Genomic DNA, 23,724 nt, shown 5'->3' on the forward strand with positions numbered 1-23,724 from the left:
AAGGTGCGGGTCATACTAGAATTAATCCGAATCGTTTTTATTTTTCTGTTTCTTGGTGGTGTCATTTGGGTAATATTAAACCACATATACCAGGTTTATGGCGGTATTGAAGAGTATCGCTGGATTGGTGGTTTAGGAATCTATATTGCTATCTTTGTATTGTATCGTAATAGTTTTCAGTTCTCTGGTTGGTATAAAGGGAAGGGGCGAAAAAAGCTGCCCCACCGTATGACGGCTGTATTAGTAAGTGCTTCAGTATTATGTATTCTCTTGCCATTGCCACTGAAATATATATTAGGCTAAAAAAATCCCCTGTTTGCCATGCGGCTAGAACAGGGGATTTTTTATATGTTTAGGATTCTGTAGCGACAGTAGGCTGGTTCAATATACCATCTTTCTCTTCATTTGGTTCCTTTTTTTCAGTGTTGGTGGTTGGAGTATGAAATCGTTTAATAAAGAATGCCAATACTAGTGCTAAAATAGCAATAAACGTTGACACCAAGAAACTGAAATTAATTCCATTAAGCATAGACTGATTTAAAATATCTGCTTGGACTTCTGCAGCTGCTTGTTGAGTGGCTACAGTACTTGGATCCACCGAAGCAGTAAGTTCTGTTGCTTTTGTTTCCGTACGATTATTCATTACCGTAATTAATAGGGCAGAACCAATTGCGCCAGAAACCTGTTGTAATGTGTTGTTCATTGCAGTTCCGTGCGGATTTGCTTTCATTGGTAATTGGTTCAAGCCGTTGGTCATAATCGGCATCATAACCATGGACATACCAAACATGCGAATTGTATATATTAACATGATTGTTCCATAGCTTGTATCCATACTAAGTTTACTAAAGGAATACGTTGTAGCAATGGTAATGGTTAAACCTATAAGCGCTAATATGCGCGCGCCATATTTGTCAAACAATCTCCCGGTTATTGGTGACATGATTCCCATTAATATAGCACCTGGTAGCATGAGCAAACCTGAATCCATTGGCGATATACCTCTAATTGTTTGAACATATATCGGCATTAGAATCATTCCTGAAAACATTGCAACTGCCAACACTATTGAAATGGCAGAGGATAATGCAAACATAGGATATTTGAAAATCCGAAACTCAAGCATTGGAACATCCATGTTTAATTGACGAATGATTAGCCCAACCACGGAAACTACTCCAATGACAATGGTGCCATAAACTAAAGGATCATTCCATCCATTTTCTCCAGCTGTACTGAAACCATAAAGTAATCCACCAAAACCTAGACTTGATAGGATTATAGACATGACATCAAGTTTAATTTTACGTTGTGGGGTAATATTTTTCAGTTTGAAAATACTGTATAAAAGCGTAAAAATAGCAAAAGGTAGAACGATATTAAATAATGTTCTCCAGCTATAATGCTCGATGACCCAACCGGATAATGTTGGACCTATAGCAGGAGCAACAATCATAACAAGTCCGAATGTTCCCATCGCAGCTCCTCGTTTTTCTACAGGGAAAGCTGTTAGCATGACATTCATTAATAATGGCATCATCACTGCAGAGCCTGAGGCTTGAATCATTCGGGCAGCCAGCAATACACCAAATGTTGGGGCTAGGCTTGCAGTCAAAGTTCCGACCGTAAACAAGGCCATTGCGGTTATAAATAAACTTTTATTCGTAAAACGTTGGATAAAAAAGGCACTTGCCGGAATAAGGATCCCATTAATTAGCATGTAACCAGTAGATAGCCATTGAACAGCGGTTGCTTTGACTTCAAATTCTTCCATTATGGATGGAAGGGCTACGTTCAGCAATGTTTCGTTAAGTATAGATACAAACGCACCGATAAACAATATAGCAATCATTCCATAAGGTGGTTTTTCATGAAGTTTGTTTGTTTCCAATCATGATTCCTTCTTTCTTTTTTTGATAGCATTTATATATTTTATACCGACAGTCCAAATAAATCAATGGTAAAAAATTTTTAGTACGAAAACACTTTAATGTTAGTGTTTATATCAAGGTGAAGAATTTGTACTCTTGTTATAAAATATTGTTTATAGTTGTCGTATCTTGGTGCTCATTTTTCTATGGGAGCTGGGGAAAGGTATTATAAACGGAGTTGGTTTAGGTTTGGTTGAGAAAAGGAAATATATTTTTAAAGAATACTCAATACTGGAGGCTGAACATGAAACGATTACTTCGTAAGTTAGTTAAGTATGGACCGATTATTTACCCTATGGTGCGAAAATATATGAATAAAAGAAAAGGCAAGTCCAACAAGAGGTAAGAGTGAAGAGGAGCTGACAAAAAAGTCAGTTCCTTTTTTGTGCATTAGGAAAGTATGAAGTTTAGACAGGAGGGAATGACGAAGCAGGTAAATTTAGGATTTCTCCATTATCAGATGTACACATTTACTCGAGTTTTTTATAATATTTAATCATTTAGCTATGGCCGTCACTTTTTTTCCGGGGAGGAAATTGGATAGAAATATAGAAAAAGTAATGAAAGAGATAAAACAAAAGGGGTTAGAAAGCTTGGAAAATCTACTGCTACAACTAAACCTTGGTAGGATATCAAACTATAAAAGAATAAAAGGCGGGAGAGATAGCGTTGTTTTTAAAGTGGGAACTTTGACTGGGGAGGCGTACGCCGTACGAATTCTCCCTGAGGACAGATTGGAACAGTTTAGGCAGGAAGAAAAATTCATTACCGTTGCCATGGATAAAGGCATTCCTGTACCGATTGTTCAAGATGTTAGAATAGTGGATAAGCATGCTGTCATGATAATGGAATGGGCGAGGGGAAGGACAGTATTGGAAGAGCTTTTAGCTAGCCCAAAAGACGCCTCTGGACTTGGCTATAACTTCGGGAGAATGCAACACAGACTACACAGCGTTATGCCGTATTATAATAGAAAGTCACAGTGGCTTGATCCACAAACCGATAAAGAGAAGGAACTTTACGAAATAGCAAATTACTCCAATAACGAGATAATCAAGTTTTTACATATGGATTTTCATCCATTAAATGTTCTTGCAGAGAATAACAAAATAACAGCAGTACTTGATTGGGTCAACGCATCAACTGGAGATTACAGATATGATCTAGCGAGAACTTATTCCATACTAAACACAGAGGAAGCGAGAAGACATCTCGGTCTAGACCATGTATTGGTAAGGAAATTTAGAGAAGCTTGGCTGGATGGATATTACGGAGGTAAGAAGGAAAGGGACGAATTGGTACCTTATTTAAATTGGGCTAATCTGAGGTTATCAAGAGAATTAGCGATCGATTAGTGGCTTAAAAAGAGGGGGAAATCGTAATGAAGCTAGGAAAAATAAATCATTTGCTTTTTTCTGTATCTAATTTAGAAAGTTCAATTTTATTTTATGAACAGGTCTTTGGAGCGAGATTATTGTTAAAGGGGAGAAGGACAGCATATTTCGATTTAGATGGATTATGGTTGGCATTAAATGTAGAAGAAAACATTCCTCGTAATGAAATTCATCTGTCTTACACACATATTGCTTTCACCATAGAGGATGAAGAATATGAAGTGCTATATAGAAGGCTTAAAGATCTCGGAGTAAACATTCTTCCAGGTAGGAAAAGAGACGAACGTGATAAGCAATCCATTTACTTTACAGACCCTGATGGTCATAAATTTGAATTTCATACAGGGAGTTTGGAAGATCGTATGCAGTATTACAAGCAGGAAAAGCCACATATGAACTTTTACTGAAAAGAAAAAATAAGAAGTGCGGGACTTCTATTCAAAGAAACTGCTTTGAAGTCCTGCGCTTTTATTTCATGTTAGGGAAAATTTTGGCTAGAAAACTTAAACGTAGTCAAAATTTTAAAGTCCCTAGAAATAAAAAAAGCTTACACATCGATTAAAATTACTAAAAGCTATCTGTAAAATACGTGGAATTATTAGCTCTTTAACTTTCTTTGTTAAATAAGTAATCCATGATTGCTTCAAATGCTGCCACGTTGTCTGTGATTAAAAATACAGGCAAGAGCATCATAGCGAAGGCAACAGTCAAATTGGCTACAAAAAATTTAGAAATTCCCCTTGTAATCTTTCTCATTTTACTTATCTCCCTTCTAATGATGATTCATTATACTCCCACACTTTGAGAAAAACAATAGAAAAAAGCTAGTGGTAATACAGACTTTGGTGCAATAAGGTTTAATTAATGAAGTTATTAATAGACTGATGCAGATTGTTAATAATGAACAAAAACTCTAAAGAAGGAACGTAAAGCTATCTCTTTTAAACATTCATTATTTTAGACTGACTGGGAACAATATGGTTACGAACATAACTTCTAAATTAGGTGAGGGATGAATGAAAATGAAAAACAAATTTTACGTTCTAGTTGCAACTGCTGTGATGATCGCGCTAACTTGGTTAGCAACTCCTGCTTCGGCTGCTTCTCATGGTAATGACACATGGAGTATGGAGGTTAATAAGGATCACCATAACAAAGAGAGTCTTGAAAAATACAAGCCTCTAATATTATTGGAAGCTAAAGAGCTTGGTATAGAAACAGAGGGAAAAGAGCTTCAGGCATTGGCGGAAGAAGTCTTTAAAAAGAAAGTTTATAATATGGCAGATGAAATGGGCATTAGTACAGAAGGAAAAACAATAGAAGAGTTAAAGAAAGAAATACATCAACAAAAGGTCATGGAAAAGGCAAAAGAATTTAGTATAGAAACAGATGGTAAGGAAGCGAAAGTGTTAGCTAAAGAAGTCTATAAAGAAATGTTGGTAAGAAAAGCAGCGAAGCTTGGAATCAACTCAGATGGAAAAGAGACGGAAGAGTTAAGAGAAGCTGTGTTCTTTCAGATGGTTAAGAATGAGGCAACAGAACTAGGGATTGAAACAGAGGGGAAAGACCCGCATGAACTTAAAGAAAAGATAAGAGAAACAAAGATTTATGATACGGCAAAGGAGCTTGGTCTAGATCTAGGGGATAAAAACTCGGAGCAACTATTCCAGGAAATTATTAATGAGCATGCTGCGGAGGCAAAGGAAAATAAGCTATACCCATTTGGTGATAAGTCGGACATGTTTCACCATTAACAACAAAAGCTCCTTGTCATGGGACAAGGAGCTTGCTAAGTTTTTGTGATTACATGATTACATTGTGTTGGTAACGATAATGGAGACTAATACAAAAAAAGCCCCAATTCGTACAAATGCTAAACGTTTTCTCATGTTTATCGCTCCATTCTTTGTTGATTTTTATAAAAAATCGTAACTATTTTTAGCCGATTACACATTATATGCAGATATAAAGTATATATAACCAAAATTTCTCATTTGTAAACATTATATTTTTTCCATTCAAAAGTGTGTGTTACCATGTTTCGTGTTACTTTTCTCATTTGTATAAGCTGTAATTATGTTTACAGCAATATGAAAGAGGATAGAAGCTTTTATAGAGAAATATTGTAGAAAGAAGGAATAGGTATGGCGATAGACCAAGGAACAAACCATTCAGAGGAATCTTTTAATAAGATACCTTTATTAATCGTATTAATTTCCGGGGCTTTTGTAGCTATTTTGAACCAAACATTACTTGCTACAGCCCTTCCGCACATTATGGCCGACTTAAATTTAAATGCAAATACAGCACAGTGGTTACAATCTATCTTCATGCTAGTAAACGGTATTATGATTCCTATTACAGCATTTTTGATTGAACGTTTTACAACAAGAGGATTATTTCTAACAGCAATGGGGGTTTTTGCTTTAGGTACAGTTATTTGTGCTATTGCTCCAAACTTCGGCTTTTTAATGGCAGGAAGAGTTGCCCAAGCAGCAGGCGCTGGAATCATTATGCCTTTAATGCAGACCATTTTGTTCTTAATCTACCCTATTGAAAAAAGAGGATCTGCTATGGGGATGTTTGGGTTAATTATTGCGTTTGCCCCAGCTATAGGTCCAACACTTTCTGGTTGGCTTGTAGAACAATTTCCTTGGAGAAGCTTGTTTTATGTGATACTACCTATTGTGGTAATTGACATTATTGTAGCTTACTTTATTCTTAGAAATATTACAAAGCAAACTTTTCCTAAATTAGATGTCTTATCCATCATGCTTTCCACATTAGGTTTTGGTGGATTATTATTTGGCTTTAGTACTGCAGGGAATAGCGGTTGGGGAAGCATTCAAGTAGTATTATCTATGATTGTAGGAGTGGTAGCCTTAACATGGTTTATACTAAGACAATTAAAACTGGAGCATCCAATTTTGGAATTTCGTATTTTCCAATATAAAATATTCACTCTTACCACAGCGCTCGGAATGGTTGTATTTGTGGCCATGATCGGCGGTGCAGTAATATTACCGTTACTAATGCAAAATATGCTTGGTTTTACAGCCTTTGAATCTGGCCTCATGCTAATGCCTGGTGCTTTACTAATGGGGATCATGAATCCAATAACAGGTAGACTCTTTGATAAATTCGGGGCGAGATGGCTTGCGATTATCGGACTGTCCATCCTTGTTATTACTACCTTTATGTTTACGAACTTAGATGAACAAACAACCTTTATGTATTTAACTGTAGTCAATGTGTTTAGGATGATTGGGGTTGCCATGGTAATGATGCCCGTAACAACAGCTGGGTTGAACCAGTTGCCTTCAAATCTTATACCGCATGGTACAGCGATGAATAATACGATGAGGCAGGTATCGGGCGCGGTTGGGACGGCATTGCTCGTTACCGTTATGACGACGACTGCATTACCTGATCAAGGGGTAAATGGCATGATACATGGTGTGAATATGTCGTTTATTGTTGCAGGGATCACGGCAATTATTGGTCTCATCTTGGCCTTTTTCCTTAAAGGATCCCGTCCAGAAGGTGAAGGGAAGAAAATTAAGATAGGAAGTTAAATGCTGCAAATACTTGTAAATAAAATAGACGAATGATAAGTAAAAGAATTTGACGTAAAAAACGTTTTATTCTAGTTTCAGTTAAAAAAGCTTGCGGAGGAAAGGTCATTTATGCCTATTGAAATGGGCATTTAACTGACCGCGAAGCATTTCTTCCCGCAGGTCTTTTTTTCTTTTTTCCCGCATCATATCATTTTTAATTTCGCTTGTTTGTACGCCTTCCTCTCGCTTATCAGCAATTTTCATAAGGAGTTCAATATCAGCGAAGGAATATTTCCTTGTTCCCCGTTTGGTTCTATCTGGGAAAATTAGCCCCCGCTCCTCGTAATAGCGTATTTTACGCTCAGATAATCCTGTTAGTTCATTTACAATGCCAATTGTGACTACCTTCTTATCTTTATAAGAAACCAAGGTTTTCCCTCCCCTGCTTACTATTATACATGATTAGGTTTAATATGTTAGAAAAACTAACATAAGAGATAAAGATTACTGTTAAGCATAAAAGTACGAGAAACCACCTCTCGAGGTAGCATCTCGTACGTTGATCCAGCTCTTATTTATAGTAAGCCTCGCTTTCAGAAGATGAAAAGGACACAAGTATTCTAAGTGGGGTATCAACTGCCCGTAAAGGTCCGATTCGTTCAACTAGCAGGGGAGCCCCTACTACATGGAGTTCACTTTATAACTGGTAGTGCTTATACATTTTTTCAAGTTCGCTTAGTGTGTGTGCTGAGGGGGCTTTTTTCTTATTTTTAAATGCATCAACTTCGACTAGTTTTTCGATGTAGTATTGCTTCATTTCTTCAACAGCTTCACGAAGCTGGTTTTTCATGAGCATGTATGACACCTCCATGACTAGATTTCTTTATATAATGCGTAGTAACATGGTTCAGAAACTGCTATCTGCATCAATGATTATTCCAAGATTAAGCCAGTTTCCATTTGGTGTCATGTATCGTGTTAGAAAATCTTACAAAGAACTCGAAAAACAGGTGTTTTGAGGTAAGCTTTTATTCTTTCAGGAAATAAGGCACCATGTTTCTGTAATAATTATATGTTATGGTATTGAATTTTGAAATTGCAAATAGGTAGGAATTTCTTTAATCTATCTAGAAATAAATATGGGAGAGCATATTGAAGGAGGAAGATGATGAATGGCAACAATAGATGATTTTATGAAATTGGATATTAGGGTCGGAACAGTTGTGAAAGCAGAAAACTTCGCTGAAGCACGTAAGCCTGCAATTAAATTGGAAATTGATTTTGGAGAGCTAGGGATAAAACAGTCTTCGGCGCAAATAACGAACCGATATGAACCACACTCTTTAGTTGGTCGACAAGTAACAGCGGTTGTGAATTTTCCGCCGATGCGTGTTGCTGGTTACAAGTCAGAAGTTTTGGTGATCGGTGGGGTCCCAGAAGACGGAGATGTAGTCCTGTTAGGGCCTGATGAAGTTCTTCCAAACGGTACGAAAGTTTCATGATTGAGGAAGGAGGATAAATGTGCTGGATATTATCGTTTCATGGAGCGGGGGAAAAGACAGTGCTTATGCGCTTCACGAATTAAGACGATCTGCAGAATATCGGGTGGTTGGATTATTGTCCACTATTTCTGAAGCAAGTGGTCGACTACCCATACATGAAATAACTGAAGATTTACTTGACGCACAGGCTTCTTCTTTAAACCTCCCAATGTATAAAATTGAAATGCCTGAAAGTGTATCAAATAAGGAGTATGAAAAAATAATGGGAGAGCAGTTTAAAGCTTTTAAACTTGAAGGGATTCACCAAATTGCTTATGCTGATTTGCTACTCGAAGATATAAAGGCATACCGAGAAATTTTGTTAAACAAGCACCAAATGGTGGGTTATTATCCATTATGGAAAATGAGTACCGCACATGTAGCCGAGCAATTTATTGATGATGGGTTTAAAGCTATCGTGACAACTATCGACAGTTCGGTGTTGCCATCGGAGTTAGTCGGACATGAATTCAATTATGAGTTCATACATAAGTTGCCTGCGAAAGTAGATCCTTGCGGAGAAAACGGAGAATTTCACACCTTTGTCTATGATGGCCCCATTTTTCAGTATCCACTCTCAATTAAAAAAGGGGAGCAATTCCTTACACATGACGGGAAATTTGCACATACAGATATTTTCTTAGGATAGAAATTTATGATGGAAAGGATATTGGAAAGGGTTTTTAAATGAGTTTAGGTTGGTTTTTAATTATACATCTGTTCATTGGTCTCTTTATAATTTACTTTCACAAAAGACTTCCAAAGCCGCTCTCGGTGTTTCTCATTGTCTTTTTTGTTATGAGTCTTATATATACCCTGGCTGTTTTGTTTAATCTTTTTGTAACATAAATGTAACCTTTTACACGCCATTCCGTCTAAGTATAAAAGATTACTTATTTGAATGGGGGTTGGACAGTGAAGAAAGCGATATGGATTTTGTTAGGGGTAGTTTTATTTGCAACCGCGTGTAGTAATGAACAAGAGAACATCGGTGAATCAGACAGTGCGACGGAATCTTTTGAATCCATGGATGAAGCGGAAAGACAAGATACTGAATCATCAGAAGCTGGGGGCGAGCAATCAATAGAAAATGGCGATGAAGGGAGTTCAGCGGTAGAAGAGAAGGAAGTTGAAGTTGAAGAGAGAAAAATTATATATACAGGTAGTTTAAGACTAGAGGTGAAAAATTACCAACAAGCAGTAAATGAAATTGAATCACAAGTGGCTGCTTTTAGCGGATATATCGTGGAATCTTCTACCTATGACTACTCTGAAGAGAGTTCTACTAATGGCAATATAACAGCGAGAATCCCCCAAGAGCGATTTCATGAATTTATTCAACTGATAGAGGAAGGTTCTGGAAAGATTCTAGAAAGCAATGTATCTGGCCAGGATGTGACAGAGGAATACGTTGATTTGGAGTCTCGCTTAAAGTCCAAGCGTGTTGTGGAAGAACGCCTTTTGTCCTTCATGGAACAGGCTGAAAAAACAGAAGACCTGTTGACAATTTCAAATGATCTAGCAGAAGTACAAGAAGAAATTGAACAAGTTACTGGTAGAATGAATTATTTACAAAACAGAACAGACTTAGCAACAGTACAAATTAACATTGAAGAAAATAATGTTAATATCACAGGCTTGAGTGAGGATGAACTTAACACCTGGGAAAAAACCAAACAGCAGTTTTTAAAGAGCATTAATGTCATCTTAGCTATGCTTTCTGGGTTATTTGTATTCATAGCAGGAAACCTTCCAATTCTCATTCCGCTGGCTGGAATTGCAGCTATCGTCTGGTGGGTTGTGCGAAAGAAGACGAAGCCCTCCAAGGAAGAAAATAAGGAAGAGTAGGTTAATCATAAAGAAGCCGAACGTACAAGTTAGTTCGGCTTCTTTTATTGGTTGAGTTATTGGGTAGTGATTTTAGAAAAATTTACTAAGATCTGGATAGCCGCTAACTGCCCATGCTCCGTCTACTAGAAGGCTCGCTCCGTTTATATAGCTTGCACCTTCACTTACAAGGAAAAGAGCTGGCTTAGCTACTTCTTCTGGTTCAGCAGCACGTTTCATAGGAATACGTTCCATAAATGACTCAAAAATCTCTTCACTTTTGAAGTCGTCCACTAATGGGGTATTTACTAAACCAGGTAGGATGGCGTTTACTTTTATATTGTCACGTGCAAGTTCCAAGGCACCATTTTTTGTAAGCATTTCTACCCCGGCTTTAGCAGATGCATAAGCTGATCCCGTATACATTGGTACATGTGCATTAAGAGAAGAAACGTTTACAATAGACCCTCCATGTTCTTGTTTTTTCATTTGTCTAGCTTGGTGTTTCATGCCTAGGAACACACCATTTAATATTAAGTCAACAGTAAAATTCCAGTCATCTAAAGAGAGATCAGTAATTGTACCAGACTTATTTGCCCCAGCTACGTTAAATGCGAAGTCGAGTTTGCCATGTTCTTTAACAATACTTGAAATTACTTCTTCGTGTTCTGCTTCTTTGGTCACATCTAACTTTTTCCCATTAAAAGAGGAGCCAAGTTCTACTTCTAGTTCTTTCAACCTGTCTTCATTTAGATCTGCTCCAACGACCGTAGAACCATTTTCAAGCAATTGTCTGGTGATTGCTAGACCAATCCCAGAAGCTGCCCCTGTTACAAAGGCTGTTTTTCTTTGAAAGGTTATTTGTGACATAATTTCTTCCTTAAGTACTTTGTGATACGATTGTACTATTGTCTATATAGGTCTTTTCCCAGAATGAACTACAGGAAACCTCTTTTCAGGCCTTGAAGTGTAGATTGCTTGGGGAGGAGGGAGGTAGAATAAAGGAATATTTGCCGGAATTTCTGTTTTAGGCAATCCAAAAAGTGGAAAAACATATACCAACCACCAAAGATACATAACGCTTTGAAGAGCACTATAAAAAAAGAGGTGAAAAAAAAGTGGCTGAATTAAAGTTTGAAATAATCGAAACAATTGCCGTCTTATCTGAATCTCCAAAGGGATGGACGAAAGAATTAAATTTCATTAGCTGGAATGGAAGAGATCCGAAGTATGACATTAGGGATTGGGCTCCAGACAAAGAAAAGATGGGGAAAGGGGTCACGCTGTCAGAAGAGGAGCTATCTTCTTTAAAAGAAGCATTAACTAATAAATCCTAGCGTATCTGTAAATGCAGAATGACTCGCATAGTAGGACTTAAGAGAAATAAATTTAAAAGGAGGGAGCTTATGGATAATAAGCCAGCTGGTTTTTGGATAAGATTTCTTGCTAATTTAATTGATGGTGTGCTTATTCTTTTACTCGCAGCAATTATAGCACTGTTAATTGGTGATGAAACCTTCTGGAATTATTGGAACAACGACGTAGATACAACGTCAGAGTCTGTGGCAAACTTTTTCTACTCTATCATATTTGTAATTATCTTTACGGGAAGCAAATTTATGGGATCACCAGGAAAATTAGCATGTAGAATAAAAGTAGTAAATGTGGATGGGACGCAAATAAGTATGCTAAAGTCCATTGGTAGATTTTTGAGTTATGTTATTTCCGCGCTTCCTTTGCTTATTGGTTTTATGATGGCAGGTTGGAACGAAGAGAAAAAAGCATTACATGATATGATCTGTAAAACTCGTGTCGTGTATCGAGATCAATAAGTCTCCTTCTTGGAGGCTTTTTTATATGGAGTAAAAAGAAGTTCATCGGGGTAATCAATTGTAAAAAGGAGAAGCATTTCATCAAACTAATAAACTTCAAAATTGGGAATAATCCCGAGTAAATATAGCTCATCAAATTCATAGAATCCAAAACTCATAAAAGAGTGATAGATTACATTTCATTTGAAAGTTACCTCAATGTAATTGGATTCCCTCCATTCGCTACGTGGGCCCGGAGGATACGGGTCATGCCGGCGTTGACCCAGGACGGGTCGAACTTAGTCGGCGACCAATAATACGGTGCTCTGCACTTTTCTTACCTAATATGATAAACTGAAAATAATAGAAATTATATGATTATTAGTTCAGTAGGAGTTGTGATGACATGGAAATTTTGGAAGCGCTTAATAAGATCCTCCCTGTTGATAGAGTGTCAACAAACGAAACAGTCTTGCAGCAACATAGTTCGGATGAGTCGTATCATACTCCTCATTTGCCGGATGTAGTCCTTTTTCCAGAGAGTACAGAGGAAGTGAGTCAAATTGTTAAGTTGGCAGATGAGTGGGAAGTTCCTATCGTTTCTTATGGGCTAGGAACTAGCTTGGAAGGTAGTATGATCCCACATCAAGGTGGAATAATGATTGATTTTACATTGATGAATAAGATAATCGAAGTGCGTCCAGAAGATTTCCTTGTGAAAATACAGCCTGGAGTGACAAGGACTCAATTGGAGAAAGAGTTGAGTAAATATGGTTTGTTTTTCCCAGTAGACCCTGGTGCAGATGCCACACTTGGTGGTATGGCTGCAACGAATGCGAGTGGGACTACTTCTGTAAAGTATGGAATTATGCGTGATAATATACGTGACTTAGAAGTCGTGCTTCCTAATGGGAATGTTATTCATACAGGGAGTATGGCGGCAAAGTCATCTTCAGGATATCACCTAAATGGGTTGTTTGTAGGTTCGGAAGGTACATTAGGTTGCTTTACTGAGCTCACCTTAAAAGTACATGGTATTCCTGAACATAATATGGCGGGAAGAGCTGCATTTGATACGATCGATCATGCTGTTGAAGCTGTGATCAGTGTTCTCCAAGCAGGAATCCCTGTAGCAAGAGTTGAATTGGTGGATGAACAGTCAATGCGGCAAATCAATGTATTTAGTGAAACGGATTACAAAGAAGTACCGACCCTATTTTTTGAGTTTCACGGAAACGAAGCGGGATTAGAACAGGACGTCGTTTTTACGAAGGAAATTATAGAGGATTGTAATTGTCGTGAGTTTACATTTGAGTCTGACACTGCGGGCAGAAACCGACTGTGGGAAGCCAGACATAATGCAGCCTACGCTTATTTGCACGGAAATCCAGGGAAAAGGCAAATGGTAACGGATGTATGTGTGCCTATTTCCGAATTAGCAGGGGCGATCAAAGATGCTAGAGAAGCAGTTAATTCATCTGGTCTACTAGGTGGAATTGTTGGACATGTGGGGGATGGCAACTATCATATTCTTTTAATGGTAGATACAGAGAATCCAAATGAAATGGAAAAGGCAAATATGGTAAATGAGCGTATCGTTCAATATGCCCTAGAACGAGGGGGAACATGCACAGGGGAGCATGGTGTCGGAATCGGTAAACAAAAATATCAGCGCAAAGAGCATGGTGGGGCGCTTGATGTTATGCAAGCAATAAAAGCAACACTTGATCCAAAGAACCTCTTTAACCCAGGGAAAGTTGTGGATATTAAGTCTTAGGCCTTCTAAAAGTGGGGAGTCCTAGAGTGATCTTAAGAAAAAAAGGCTGTTACAGACATTAATTTCTGTAACAGCCTTTACCTCATAATCATTTTACCGCGCTTGTTTCATTCACTTTTTTAATCCAGTCGAATGGATCTTCTACTTTACCATACTGAATACCAGTTAAGGTTTCATAAAGGGATTTTGCTACATTCCCCGTATTTCCTTCATTAATAATGAGATCTTTATCATCCCAGCTCAGCTGACCAATAGGGGAGATAACTGCTGCTGTACCAGTTCCAAAAGCTTCCTCTAGTGTACCATTTTGATAGGCTTCATCTAGTTCATCTAGAGAAATTTTCTTTTCTATCACTGGAATGTCCCAATAGTTTAATAGTTGAATGACAGAATTTCGTGTTACACCTTCAAGTATACTTCCGTTCAACTCAGGGGTAATGACTTCTCCGTTAATTTTGAAGAAAACGTTCATGCTACCTACTTCTTCAATATATTTTTTCTCCACACCGTCAAGCCATAATACCTGTGTGAAACCTTTTTGTGCACAAACCTCTTGTGCTTTAAGGCTGGCAGCGTAGTTACCACCGGTTTTGGCTTCCCCAGTGCCTCCTTTTACAGCACGCACATATTGATTCTCAACAGCTATTTTGACAGGGTTAATGCCTTCTTTGTAATAAGCACCTACTGGCGAAAGGATGACAATAAGCTTATATTGGTGTGATGGCGCTACCCCGATAAACGGTTCAGATGAAATGATAAATGGCCGAATATAAAGGGAAGTTCCCTCTGAAGTTGGGATCCAATCCCTATCTAAGAATACGAGTTGCTTAATAGCTTCTAATACAAATGCTTCATCTACCGGAGGGATACAGAGACGATCATTAGAACGGTTTAGCCTTTGTAAATTTTTCTCAGGACGAAAAAGTTGAATATCTCCTTCTGGCGTGTAGTAGGCTTTTAAACCTTCAAACACAGATTGGCCATAATGAAAGGTCATTGCCGACGGATCAATTGTTAAAGGACCATATGGCACAATACGTGGATCATGCCAGCCAACTGGTTCTGAATAATCCATGATAAACATGTGGTCGGTAAAGATTCTACCAAACTCTAATTGATCTGTATTCGGCTTATTTTTTTTCTCGTTGTTATGATGTACTTCGACTGTCCATTCTTCCATGTCACTATCCCCTTGTGGTGAAAATTTTAATTTCAATAATAAGCCATATTTCAAATAAACGCAACCCTTAATTTTCAGTTTTTTCAGGCTTATGATATTATTGTATAATTCAATTAGTCTATGTATGAAAAAAGGGAGTGATTGGGTGCTAAAAGCGATTCTGTTTGATCTAGATGATACATTGCTTTGGGATAAGAGAAGTGTAGAGGTGGCTTTTGAAACAACCTGTAAGTTGGTACAAGAGAAGTATGGTATAAATGCTCAAGACTTTGAGAAAAAAGTTCGGGAGATTGCCAGACAGAAATATGCTTCCTTTGACACGTATTCTTTTACGCAGATGATAGGAATTAATCCATTTGAAGGATTATGGGCTCAGTTTCAAGATGAAGGGGAGGAGTTTACTAAACTTAGAGAATTGGCACCAGATTACCAGCGGAGTGTTTGGACAAAAGCCTTGTTGTCTTTTGGGGTAGGAGATGCTGCGTTTGGGTCTATGCTTGCAAAAGCTTTTCCTGAGGCGCGGAGAAAAAATCCTTTTGTGTTTGAGCAAACCTTTGAGGTGCTGGACAAATTATATCCTCATTACACCTTGTTGTTATTAACGAATGGTTCTCCTGACCTGCAACATACGAAGCTTACTCTTACACCAGAATTAGATCCGTATTTTAACCATATAGTAGTGTCAGGTGCTTTTGGGAAGGGGAAACCAGACAAAGCTATTTTCGAACATGCATTAGAATTATTATCTGTAAATAGAGAAGAAGCAATCATGGTGGGCGATAATTTGAAAACAGACATTCTTGGTGCTTCTAGAGCTGGGATTCAGTCTATTTGGATTAATCATCATGGAAAGAAGCCGACTGATGTACAGCCTACTTTTGAAATAAGCAATTTGGGTGAGCTTGTCTTGCTGATTGAAGATATTAATAAAAATACTAAATTGGATTAAAAAAAAAGGAAGCTCAATCGACGAGCTTCCTTTTTTTCATATCCTGCCTTAACTGGCAGTAGGCTCCCTATTTCAAGAATGAGAAGGGTCAACTGCCAGGTCCGATTCGTTCAACTAACAATTGGTAGGGAAGGAGGGCTCCCACCAATTGACGTTTCACTTTATAAGTCAATTGCTGTAGCTTGGTGAATTTCTGTTAATTCCTTTAGCGCCTCAAGTTCTCTCTTTTCTAAATGTTTATCCACTGTCATCATCATGACAGCATCTCCTCCAATATCTGCACGGTCTACCTGCATGGTGGCTATATTAATATCAAATTGTGCTAGCAACGATCCCATCTTTCCAATTACACCTGGGATATCCCGGTGGTGAATAATTAAAATATGTCCTTTTGGTGTTACATCTACACTGTAATGATCCACCTTGACAATACGTGGACCAAGACCGTTGAGAAGGGTACCAGCAACACTACGTTTTTCTGATTTTGTAGTTACCTCGACGGTAAGCAAATTAGTAAATCCCTTTGTTGTCGATGTTTTATTCTCGTGGATGCGAATGCCGCGCTTCTCTGCCAAGTATAAGGCGTTTACGTCATTAACATGCTCACCAAGGTGTCTTGTCAGAAGTCCCTTTACAGTGTTTCGTGTAATAGGGGCTGTTTCAACACCAGCTAAATCACCAGAGTAATAGATATTAACTTCTTCGATAACCTCTTGCGCAAGATGGATAAGAAAGGATCCTAATTTTTCTGCAAGGTTGAAATAAGGCTCTATTTTGTTTAGCACTTCTTTTGGTACCGATGGAAGATTAACTGGATTTTGCACGATATCACCTGTTAAGAAGCGAATCACATCCTGGCAAACATCTACAGCTACATTCTCTTGTGCTTCTACAGTACTTGCACCAAGGTGGGGAGTTGCAAATACCTGTGGGAGATCTAATAGCTTGTTGTCCTGAAAAGGTTCTTCTTCTAATACATCTAGCGCAGCTCCAGCCACCTTACCCTCTAGAATCGCTTGATAAAGCGCCTCTTCGTCAATTATTCCACCGCGTGCGCAATTAATGATTTGTACACCAGGCTTCATTTGCTCAAATGCTTCCGCGTTTAATAAATGCTTTGTTTCTTTTAGAAGAGGGGTATGTACCGTAATAAAATCTGCCTCTTGCAATACCTCTTGCACGGTGCCATAACCTATCCCTAAGTGTTCGGCTTTTTCAGCAGTTAGAAAAGGATCATATGCCATGATGTTCATTCGCTGGCCCTTTGCCCTATATGCAACCTCTGCACCAATTCTTCCCAAGCCTATCACGCCTAATGTTTTGTTTTTTAATTCTACCCCAACATATTTCTTTCGGTCCCATTGTTGGTGTTTAAGTGAATAATAAGCTTGAGGAATTTTCCTTGAAAGAGCCATCAGCATTGCCATTGTATGCTCTGCTGCTGAGTTTGTATTGCCATTCGGTGCATTTACAACGATGATTCCACGCTCTGTTGCAGCATTTAGATCAATGTTATCAACTCCTACACCAGCACGGCCAATAATTTTGAGATTTTCAGAGGCTTCTATCAGCTGGCGGGTTACTTGTGTTTGGCTTCTTACCAACAGTGCATCTACGTTTCTAATTTTTTCGAGTATCTCATCAGATGTTAAATCTGTTGCAAGTTCATACTGGATAGCTTCATGTTGCTTGAGCACTTGTAGTCCTTCTTCACTGAGTGGATCTGAAATTAATACTTTAAACGCCATGCCGGCACCTCCAAGGTAGATTATGATAAATACGTTTTTTGCGCAGCTTCTACGCCTTTTCCAAGCTCGAGTGGTTTACCAATTCGTATAAGAGCCATTTCGATTATACTAATCGTCTGTAAAACATCTGCAGGTGAACAATAGCCCATATGTCCAATACGAAAAATTTTTCCTTTTAGTTGCTGCTGCCCACCGGCTATGCTTAAATGGAACTCATTTTTTAATGTTTTTCTCAATTCTTCTACTTGAAAATCTGTCGGTTTTACTGCTGTTACGGTAGGGGATGCAGACTCATCTGTGGTCAGAAGATTGATATGATGAGCTTTAAAAGCTGATCTGGTCATTTGCATCATAAGCTTATGTCTTGCAAAAACATTTTCCAATCCCTCTTTTTCTAAAAGCTGTAGCACTTGTTTAAGTCCAAACAAGAGAGATAACGCTGGTGTGAAAGGAGTCGTGTTGTTGTTAATATTGTCACGATATTTTTTCATATCTAGATAAAAACGTGGTGTGTTATTTTCTTCAATACGTTTCCAAGCACGTGCACTAGCAGCTGCAAAAGCTAATCCTGCTGGAAGCATGAAGGCTTTTTGTGACCCAGTAACCAGGATGTCGATACCCCAATTGTCCATCTGAACGGGTACAGCACCAACGCAGGACACCCCATCCACAATAAATAATGCTTCAGAATGATGACGCACGACATTTGCAAGCTCTTTTACTGGATTGAGCACACCTGTAGAAGTTTCACAATAGGTGGCGAAGACCGCTTTCAATGTGGGGTTTTGTTGTAAATATGTCTCAACAATCCTCGTATCAATTGCTTCTCCCCATGCCATGTCCAAACGATGAACATTTATGCCATATGCCTGACAGATTTTAGCGAAGCGATCTCCGAAGGACCCAGTAACAAGAATTAATACTTCATCACCCGGCTCAACTGCATTAACTACTGCCATTTCAAGTGCTGCTGTCCCACTTCCAGTAAGAATAAGAACCTCCTCTTTAGTGCCAAAGATCGGTTTAAGCCTAGGTCGAAGTTGTTCTATAAGTGATTTAGCTTCCACGTCTCGATGTCCAATCATTGTATTTCCCATTGCAAGGTGTACACTTGGTGGAATCGGACTTGGTCCAGGTATTCTTAAAAATTGCTGGTCTGCTAGCATTTTCTGTCTCCCTTCAATTTCCTGAAATCCGAACAATAGGTTCCATTTTTAAAAAGATCTTTCGTAAATATTTTTCAGCATAGCAGAACATAAAGGATTGTCAATAAATTTAGCCAATTTAAAAAATAATTTACTGTTGGATCTAACTTGGAGGAAAAATGCATTTCGTTAAATAGGATGTATAAACGCAAATAATTAAAATATTAAAGTAATTTTCTAAAAATACCTTGCATTTTAAAAGATTTGGATATAGAATAACTTTTAAAATTCTTTTGAAGGAGGTTCAGTGATGGTCACATTTGTAGCATCAATTTTGTTACTGCTAGTAGGTTATTTCTTTTATAGTAAGGTGGTAGAACGAATTTTTGGCATTAATGATAAAGAACGCACACCAGCATATACCAAACAGGACGGCCTTGATTACATGCCAATGAGCTGGTGGAAAGCAATACTCATTCAACTTTTGAACATCGCTGGAACCGGTCCTATTTTTGGTGCAATTCTCGGAGCGCTTTACGGTCCTGTTGCATTTATTTGGATTGTGGTCGGATCTATATTTGCAGGAGCCGTTCATGATTATTTCTCAGGTATGCTGTCACTTCGTAATGGAGGAGCACAGTTTCCAAATATAGTTGGAAAGTACTTAGGAAAATACGCGAAATCATTTATTACTCTGTTATCCATTTTACTAATGATTCTTGTTGCTGCTGCTTTTACCGCAGCACCAGCTCAGCTTATCTCCCAGCTAACACCACTCGGCTTTATGGCATGCTTGGTTATAGTATTTGCTTACTTTCTACTGGCGACTGTACTGCCAGTTAACAAAATAATCGGGAAAATTTACCCTGTATTTGGTGGGATTCTAATATTCATGGCGGTTGCCATAGGGATCGGTATCTTTTTCTTTGATAACTCTGTACCGAATCTTACATTGCAAAACATGCACCCTGGTGAGCTGCCAATCTGGCCTTTACTTATGGTTACGATATCTTGCGGAGCGATTTCCGGATTTCATAGTACACAGAGCCCGATACTCGCTAGAACGTTGAAGAAAGAGAGTGAAGGTAGAAAAGTTTTTTACGGGGCCATGATTAGCGAAGGCGTTATAGCGCTAGTTTGGGCTGCTGCAGGAATGGCATTTTTTAATGGCACAGCTGGACTCCAGGAAGCTTTAAATGCAGGTGGTCCATCTGCAGTCGTCAATGAAATCAGTATTTCGACACTTGGAACATTTGGTGGGATTTTGGCCGTGCTTGGAGTCATCATATTACCTATCACAACAGGAGATACGGCACTTCGCTCTTCAAGGATGATGCTTGGAGAATTAATTAATCAAATAACCAAAAGGGAAATGACAGGAAAGAAATCGGTAATGATGCTTGTTATTCCTGTTGCTATTCCGGCTTTTTTACTATCTACAATTGATTATAGCTTCTTGTGGCGCTATGTAGGGTGGTCAAACCAGGTAGTGGCTACGTTTATGCTTTGGACTGGTGCTATGTACTTGCTGAAAAACAATAAATTTCATTGGATCTGTAGTATCCCGGCCCTCTTTATGACAGGGGTTGTTAGCACCTATATTTTCTATGCCCCTGAAGGATTCCAAATGGATTACGTCCTGTCTATGATTATCGGAGGGGTAATCTGGTTAGCTGTATTTGTTTGGTTCATTATGAAGCTTAAAAGGCAAAAGGCAACAAAAGACATTAGAACAGCTTATGCGAGCTAAAGCTAATTAGAGAGTGCTTAATAAAAATTAATTGTCTGTCTGCATGGAGAATAAAAACCATGGACCAAACGAAAGGTTCATGGTTTTTAACGTGCAAGGTATAAATTTTATATAAAACTTCGTAAAATTTTCTAAAACTTGATTTGAGTGATAAAATTAGCTTCGTCTTGGAAATATAATAGGGTGGTACAGCTTAGAAAGGGAAGGACAACTTATGAAAAAAACCTTACAAATTGCTGGAGCATATATCGGAGTCATTGTAGGCGCTGGTTTTGCTTCAGGACAAGAAGTTTTACAGTTTTTCACTGCTTTCGGTTGGTACGGGCTTGCTGGAACAGTCATCGCAACAATTCTTTTTGCTTTTTTGGGAATGCACATTTTACAGCTTGGTCAGCATATGCAAACAACATCCCATAAAGTCGTCATTTATAAAATATGTGGTAAGTATATAGGGTTTTTTGTAGATATTATCTTAACCTTTTTCTTATTTGGCGTTGCGGTTATTATGATTGCGGGAAGTGGTTCCATTTTTGAACAACAGTTTGGCATTTCAGCTGTTTTAGGTAATTTTATTTTAACACTATTAGTGATTGCTACATTGTGTTTAAATGTTAAAAAAATCATATCTGTAATTAGTATGATTACACCTTATTTATTCCTACTTATGTTTATCATAGTCGGATTTTCACTATCCAGTAGTGATTTGAGTTTTAGTCAAATGAGTGCGATCTCTGATTCGCAGACTGCGGCGGCATCTAACTGGTTTGTTAGTGCTGCATTGTATGTTTCCTTTAATATTGTACTTGCCTTTTCTATGCTTGTTGTAATGGGATCCTCTGAAAGGGAACTAGGTAGCATTTCCAGAGGTGGAATACTAGGGGGAGTTGGCCTCGGTATCTTATTGTTCGTTATTAATATTGGATTATTTTTCAATATAGATCGCGTATTGACCGTAGACATGCCAACACTGTTACTAGCTTCAGAACTTTCCCCAGTTTTGGGAATACTAATGTCAATTGCACTACTTGGGATGATTTTTAATACAGCAGTAGGTATGCTTTATACCTTTACGACTAGATTTATAAAACCAGAAAATCCATCATTCAAAAAAATGGTTGTCATCATAAGTATTCTAGCGTTTGCCTCAAGTTTTGTTGGATTTACCAAGCTTGTTAATACCTTATATCCGTTTACAGGCTATCTTGGCTTTGCCCTTGTAATAGCTATTATTGTATCCTGGATAACCTGGAAAAGAAAAGGTGTGACTCGTTCAGAGAGTTAAGATACTTAAGTAAAAAAGACGAATTGCTACAAGAAGCAATTCGTTTTTTTTTATTTCTACCCCGCTTTAACTAGCTATAAGCCTCCACTCCAAGAAAGCAAATGGTAATGTTAAAACGGCAGTGTATTTAAAATTATTCGTCAATTAACTATCCACCATTCCAGCGAAATGCTAGAATAGAACTAATTTGAGGAGGGGTACAATTGAAAAAACTACAACTAGGAACGAGTTCGTTGAAGGTTTCTAATATTGCGTTAGGATGTATGAGAATGAGTGGTCTTACAGAGGAAAAAGCAAAGCAGGTGCTCCATCATGCGATGGAACTTGGAATAGATTTCTATGACCATGCAGATATTTATGGTGGTGGTGCGTCTGAGGAAATATTTGCAAAAGCAATTGACATGTCCCCATCTGTTCGTGAAAAAATAATCCTGCAATCAAAATGTGGTATTCGGAAGGGGTTCTTTGATTTTTCAGCCTCCCACATTCTATCCTCAGTGGATGGGATTTTAGAGCGTCTTCAAACTGACTATCTAGATGTACTTTTACTTCATCGTCCGGATGCCTTAATTGAGCCAGAAGAGGTGGCAGAGGCATTTTCGAAACTGGAGAAAAGCGGAAAAGTTCGTCATTTTGGAGTAAGCAATCACAGTCCAATGCAAATTGAACTGTTGAAGAAATATGTGGAACAGGATTTGATTGTAAATCAGCTGCAATTTAGTGTCATGCATACTGGGATGGTAGATGCAGGAATACAGGTAAATACAAAGGATCCTAATGGAGTTGACAGAGATGGTGCTGTACTTGATTACAGCAGAGTGAACGATATGACAATACAAGCATGGTCTCCTTTTCAATATGGCTTCTTTGAAGGAGTATTTGTAGATAACGATAAATTTCCTGAGCTCAATACTGTCATGCAAAACATTGCAGAGAAGTATAATGTGACCAAAACAACTATCGCAATAGCATGGATTCTTCGCCATCCAGCAAAGATTCAGTCAGTAGTTGGAACGATGAATACAGATCGCTTGTCTACCATAGCGGATGCTTCAGAGCTTGTTTTGAGTAGAGAAGAATGGTATGAAATTTATCGAGCAGCTGGGAATGTATTACCATAGAAGATCCCTGCTTAGCAGGGGTCTTCTAGCTGTCTATTTCGTAGATCGTATATATTAGAAAAGGACAATAGCCTTAACAATAATAGATACAATCTAAATAGACAACTAAAAATCCCAAGTGAAATTACAACATGTCATTTCTATAAGGGGTGATGTATGTGAGGATATTCCCAGACTGTTCATTCATTACAAGAACAATAGAGATGGGTGGACTAACCAAATCCCAACTTAACTATAAGTTGCAACAGCATTCTATCTCGATGAATGAGTTTGCAGAAATACTAATAGCGGATGAAAAATTTACTGCCTCAAATACAAGGTGCACCGTGAAAACAGTTGAACTAACTGTTATGGACTTAGGCTTTCCTAAGGGGGCTACGTTGCCGGAGATTTTCGGAAGAGTGAGCGAACTAGGTTTGGGATTATGTCCAGTTGAGCTTGGACCTTATTTGAGACTATATTATTTGAATCAACCTGAAGGTTATAAGGGGAAACATATACAGCCAGGTCAGGCTCCTACGGGTTCTATTACTATAGCTTCAGAAGTTATTCGGGAGGATGATGAATACCCTAAGGGATTCTATCTTAGAAATATTAACGGCGTCCTATGGCTACGGGGCTACGTTGCCGATGATCTCCATGTGTGGAATCCTGAAGATCACTTTGTTTTTCTAAAGTCATTCTAATAGTACATAATTAAAAAGGGGGCAG

At 38.3% G+C, this 23,724-nt stretch carries 24 protein-coding genes; 16 read left to right on the forward strand and 8 right to left on the reverse strand.

Features of this window, described 5'->3' with window-relative positions; all coding sequences use genetic code 11:
- Positions 1 to 3: 3 nt before the first annotated feature.
- Positions 4 to 303, forward strand: coding sequence for a hypothetical protein (locus BN985_RS14770; RefSeq protein WP_042224372.1), 300 nt, complete (start codon positions 4 to 6; stop codon positions 301 to 303).
- A 49-nt stretch (positions 304 to 352) separates the two neighbouring features.
- Here BN985_RS14770 and BN985_RS14775 read toward each other — a convergent pair whose 3' ends face one another.
- Positions 353 to 1,852 carry a DHA2 family efflux MFS transporter permease subunit gene (locus BN985_RS14775; RefSeq protein ID WP_042224886.1) on the reverse strand — a complete coding sequence of 500 codons (1,500 nt, stop codon included), beginning with the start codon at positions 1,850 to 1,852 and terminating at the stop codon, positions 353 to 355.
- Between the two features lie 615 nt (positions 1,853 to 2,467).
- Here BN985_RS14775 and BN985_RS14780 point away from each other — a divergent pair.
- Together BN985_RS14780 and fosB are read left to right on the forward strand one after the other, a co-directional pair.
- The gene (locus tag BN985_RS14780; RefSeq protein WP_042224374.1) at positions 2,468 to 3,286 is read left to right on the forward strand and encodes a phosphotransferase family protein; all 819 of its coding nucleotides are present in this window, start codon (positions 2,468 to 2,470) and stop codon (positions 3,284 to 3,286) included.
- A 26-nt stretch (positions 3,287 to 3,312) separates the two neighbouring features.
- Positions 3,313 to 3,732 carry a metallothiol transferase FosB gene (gene fosB, locus BN985_RS14785; protein ID WP_042224376.1) on the forward strand — a complete coding sequence of 140 codons (420 nt, stop codon included), beginning with the start codon at positions 3,313 to 3,315 and terminating at the stop codon, positions 3,730 to 3,732.
- 199 nt (positions 3,733 to 3,931) lie between these two features.
- On the opposite strand, the gene BN985_RS19090 is transcribed toward fosB, so the two are convergent.
- Positions 3,932 to 4,081 (reverse strand): hypothetical protein, encoded by a 150-nt coding sequence (locus BN985_RS19090; RefSeq protein WP_156960150.1) that lies wholly within the window; start codon positions 4,079 to 4,081, stop codon positions 3,932 to 3,934.
- Between the two features lie 266 nt (positions 4,082 to 4,347).
- On the opposite strand from BN985_RS19090, the gene BN985_RS14790 reads away from it, so the two are divergent.
- Complete coding sequence (locus tag BN985_RS14790; protein WP_141231381.1) at positions 4,348 to 5,079, forward strand: hypothetical protein; 732 nt, start codon at positions 4,348 to 4,350, stop codon at positions 5,077 to 5,079.
- Between the two features lie 390 nt (positions 5,080 to 5,469).
- Positions 5,470 to 6,900, forward strand: a complete 1,431-nt coding sequence (locus tag BN985_RS14795; protein WP_042224379.1) for an MDR family MFS transporter — start codon at positions 5,470 to 5,472, stop codon at positions 6,898 to 6,900.
- Positions 6,901 to 7,005: 105 nt separating this feature from the next.
- Here the strand turns inward: BN985_RS14795 and BN985_RS14800 are convergent, their stop codons facing one another.
- Together BN985_RS14800 and fbpA are read right to left on the reverse strand one after the other, a co-directional pair.
- Complete coding sequence (locus tag BN985_RS14800; protein WP_042224381.1) at positions 7,006 to 7,311, reverse strand: MerR family transcriptional regulator; 306 nt, start codon at positions 7,309 to 7,311, stop codon at positions 7,006 to 7,008.
- Between the two features lie 268 nt (positions 7,312 to 7,579).
- Complete coding sequence (fbpA, locus tag BN985_RS14805; RefSeq protein ID WP_176463549.1) at positions 7,580 to 7,738, reverse strand: Fur-regulated basic protein FbpA; 159 nt, start codon at positions 7,736 to 7,738, stop codon at positions 7,580 to 7,582.
- 316 nt (positions 7,739 to 8,054) lie between these two features.
- Between fbpA and csaA the strand changes: the two genes are divergently transcribed.
- The 3 genes from csaA (at position 8,055) to BN985_RS14820 (ending at position 10,271) form a co-directional block, all read left to right on the forward strand.
- Entirely contained in the window at positions 8,055 to 8,384 is a 330-nt protein-coding gene (gene csaA / locus BN985_RS14810) for a chaperone CsaA (protein WP_042224383.1), read from the forward strand.
- 19 nt (positions 8,385 to 8,403) lie between these two features.
- The gene (locus BN985_RS14815) at positions 8,404 to 9,072 is read left to right on the forward strand and encodes a Dph6-related ATP pyrophosphatase (RefSeq protein WP_052360708.1); all 669 of its coding nucleotides are present in this window, start codon (positions 8,404 to 8,406) and stop codon (positions 9,070 to 9,072) included.
- Between the two features lie 266 nt (positions 9,073 to 9,338).
- Entirely contained in the window at positions 9,339 to 10,271 is a 933-nt protein-coding gene (locus BN985_RS14820; RefSeq protein ID WP_042224385.1) for a DUF4349 domain-containing protein, read from the forward strand.
- 72 nt (positions 10,272 to 10,343) lie between these two features.
- On the opposite strand, the gene BN985_RS14825 is transcribed toward BN985_RS14820, so the two are convergent.
- Entirely contained in the window at positions 10,344 to 11,120 is a 777-nt protein-coding gene (locus BN985_RS14825; protein WP_042224386.1) for an SDR family NAD(P)-dependent oxidoreductase, read from the reverse strand.
- Between the two features lie 248 nt (positions 11,121 to 11,368).
- Between BN985_RS14825 and BN985_RS14830 the strand changes: the two genes are divergently transcribed.
- The 3 genes from BN985_RS14830 to BN985_RS14840 all read left to right on the forward strand — a co-directional run bounded on the left by BN985_RS14830 (position 11,369) and on the right by BN985_RS14840 (position 13,838).
- Positions 11,369 to 11,587 carry a YdbC family protein gene (locus BN985_RS14830; protein ID WP_042224389.1) on the forward strand — a complete coding sequence of 73 codons (219 nt, stop codon included), beginning with the start codon at positions 11,369 to 11,371 and terminating at the stop codon, positions 11,585 to 11,587.
- Positions 11,588 to 11,656: 69 nt separating this feature from the next.
- Positions 11,657 to 12,082, forward strand: a complete 426-nt coding sequence (locus tag BN985_RS14835) for an RDD family protein (protein WP_042224390.1) — start codon at positions 11,657 to 11,659, stop codon at positions 12,080 to 12,082.
- A gap of 385 nt (positions 12,083 to 12,467) precedes the next feature.
- On the forward strand, positions 12,468 to 13,838 hold the full coding sequence (locus BN985_RS14840; protein ID WP_042224393.1) for an FAD-binding oxidoreductase: 1,371 nt from the start codon (positions 12,468 to 12,470) through the stop codon (positions 13,836 to 13,838).
- 88 nt (positions 13,839 to 13,926) lie between these two features.
- On the opposite strand, the gene BN985_RS14845 is transcribed toward BN985_RS14840, so the two are convergent.
- Positions 13,927 to 15,018, reverse strand: a complete 1,092-nt coding sequence (locus tag BN985_RS14845) for a branched-chain amino acid aminotransferase (RefSeq protein ID WP_042224395.1) — start codon at positions 15,016 to 15,018, stop codon at positions 13,927 to 13,929.
- Positions 15,019 to 15,163: 145 nt separating this feature from the next.
- Between BN985_RS14845 and BN985_RS14850 the strand changes: the two genes are divergently transcribed.
- The gene (locus BN985_RS14850; protein WP_042224396.1) at positions 15,164 to 15,967 is read left to right on the forward strand and encodes an HAD family hydrolase; all 804 of its coding nucleotides are present in this window, start codon (positions 15,164 to 15,166) and stop codon (positions 15,965 to 15,967) included.
- Between the two features lie 161 nt (positions 15,968 to 16,128).
- Here BN985_RS14850 and serA read toward each other — a convergent pair whose 3' ends face one another.
- Both serA and BN985_RS14860 read right to left on the reverse strand, forming a co-directional pair.
- Positions 16,129 to 17,715, reverse strand: coding sequence for a phosphoglycerate dehydrogenase (gene serA, locus BN985_RS14855; RefSeq protein ID WP_042224398.1), 1,587 nt, complete (start codon positions 17,713 to 17,715; stop codon positions 16,129 to 16,131).
- Between the two features lie 20 nt (positions 17,716 to 17,735).
- Positions 17,736 to 18,881: a pyridoxal-phosphate-dependent aminotransferase family protein gene (locus BN985_RS14860; protein ID WP_042224400.1), complete on the reverse strand. Its 1,146-nt coding sequence runs from the start codon at positions 18,879 to 18,881 to the stop codon at positions 17,736 to 17,738.
- Between the two features lie 289 nt (positions 18,882 to 19,170).
- Here BN985_RS14860 and BN985_RS14865 point away from each other — a divergent pair, with 289 nt between their 5' ends.
- From BN985_RS14865 to BN985_RS14880, 4 genes are all read left to right on the forward strand, one after another.
- Positions 19,171 to 20,610 (forward strand): carbon starvation CstA family protein, encoded by a 1,440-nt coding sequence (locus tag BN985_RS14865; RefSeq protein ID WP_042224402.1) that lies wholly within the window; start codon positions 19,171 to 19,173, stop codon positions 20,608 to 20,610.
- 214 nt (positions 20,611 to 20,824) lie between these two features.
- Positions 20,825 to 21,892 (forward strand): YkvI family membrane protein, encoded by a 1,068-nt coding sequence (locus tag BN985_RS14870; protein ID WP_042224404.1) that lies wholly within the window; start codon positions 20,825 to 20,827, stop codon positions 21,890 to 21,892.
- 203 nt (positions 21,893 to 22,095) lie between these two features.
- Positions 22,096 to 23,013, forward strand: coding sequence for an aldo/keto reductase (locus BN985_RS14875; RefSeq protein ID WP_042224406.1), 918 nt, complete (start codon positions 22,096 to 22,098; stop codon positions 23,011 to 23,013).
- Between the two features lie 158 nt (positions 23,014 to 23,171).
- A complete protein-coding gene (locus BN985_RS14880; RefSeq protein ID WP_176463548.1) occupies positions 23,172 to 23,699 on the forward strand; it encodes a helicase in 528 nt (175 codons plus the stop codon).
- Positions 23,700 to 23,724 lie beyond the last annotated feature (25 nt).

Origin of the sequence: Oceanobacillus manasiensis, assembly GCF_000724085.1 — a bacterium.
In the GTDB taxonomy this organism is placed as follows: domain Bacteria; phylum Bacillota; class Bacilli; order Bacillales; family Amphibacillaceae; genus Oceanobacillus_B; species Oceanobacillus_B manasiensis.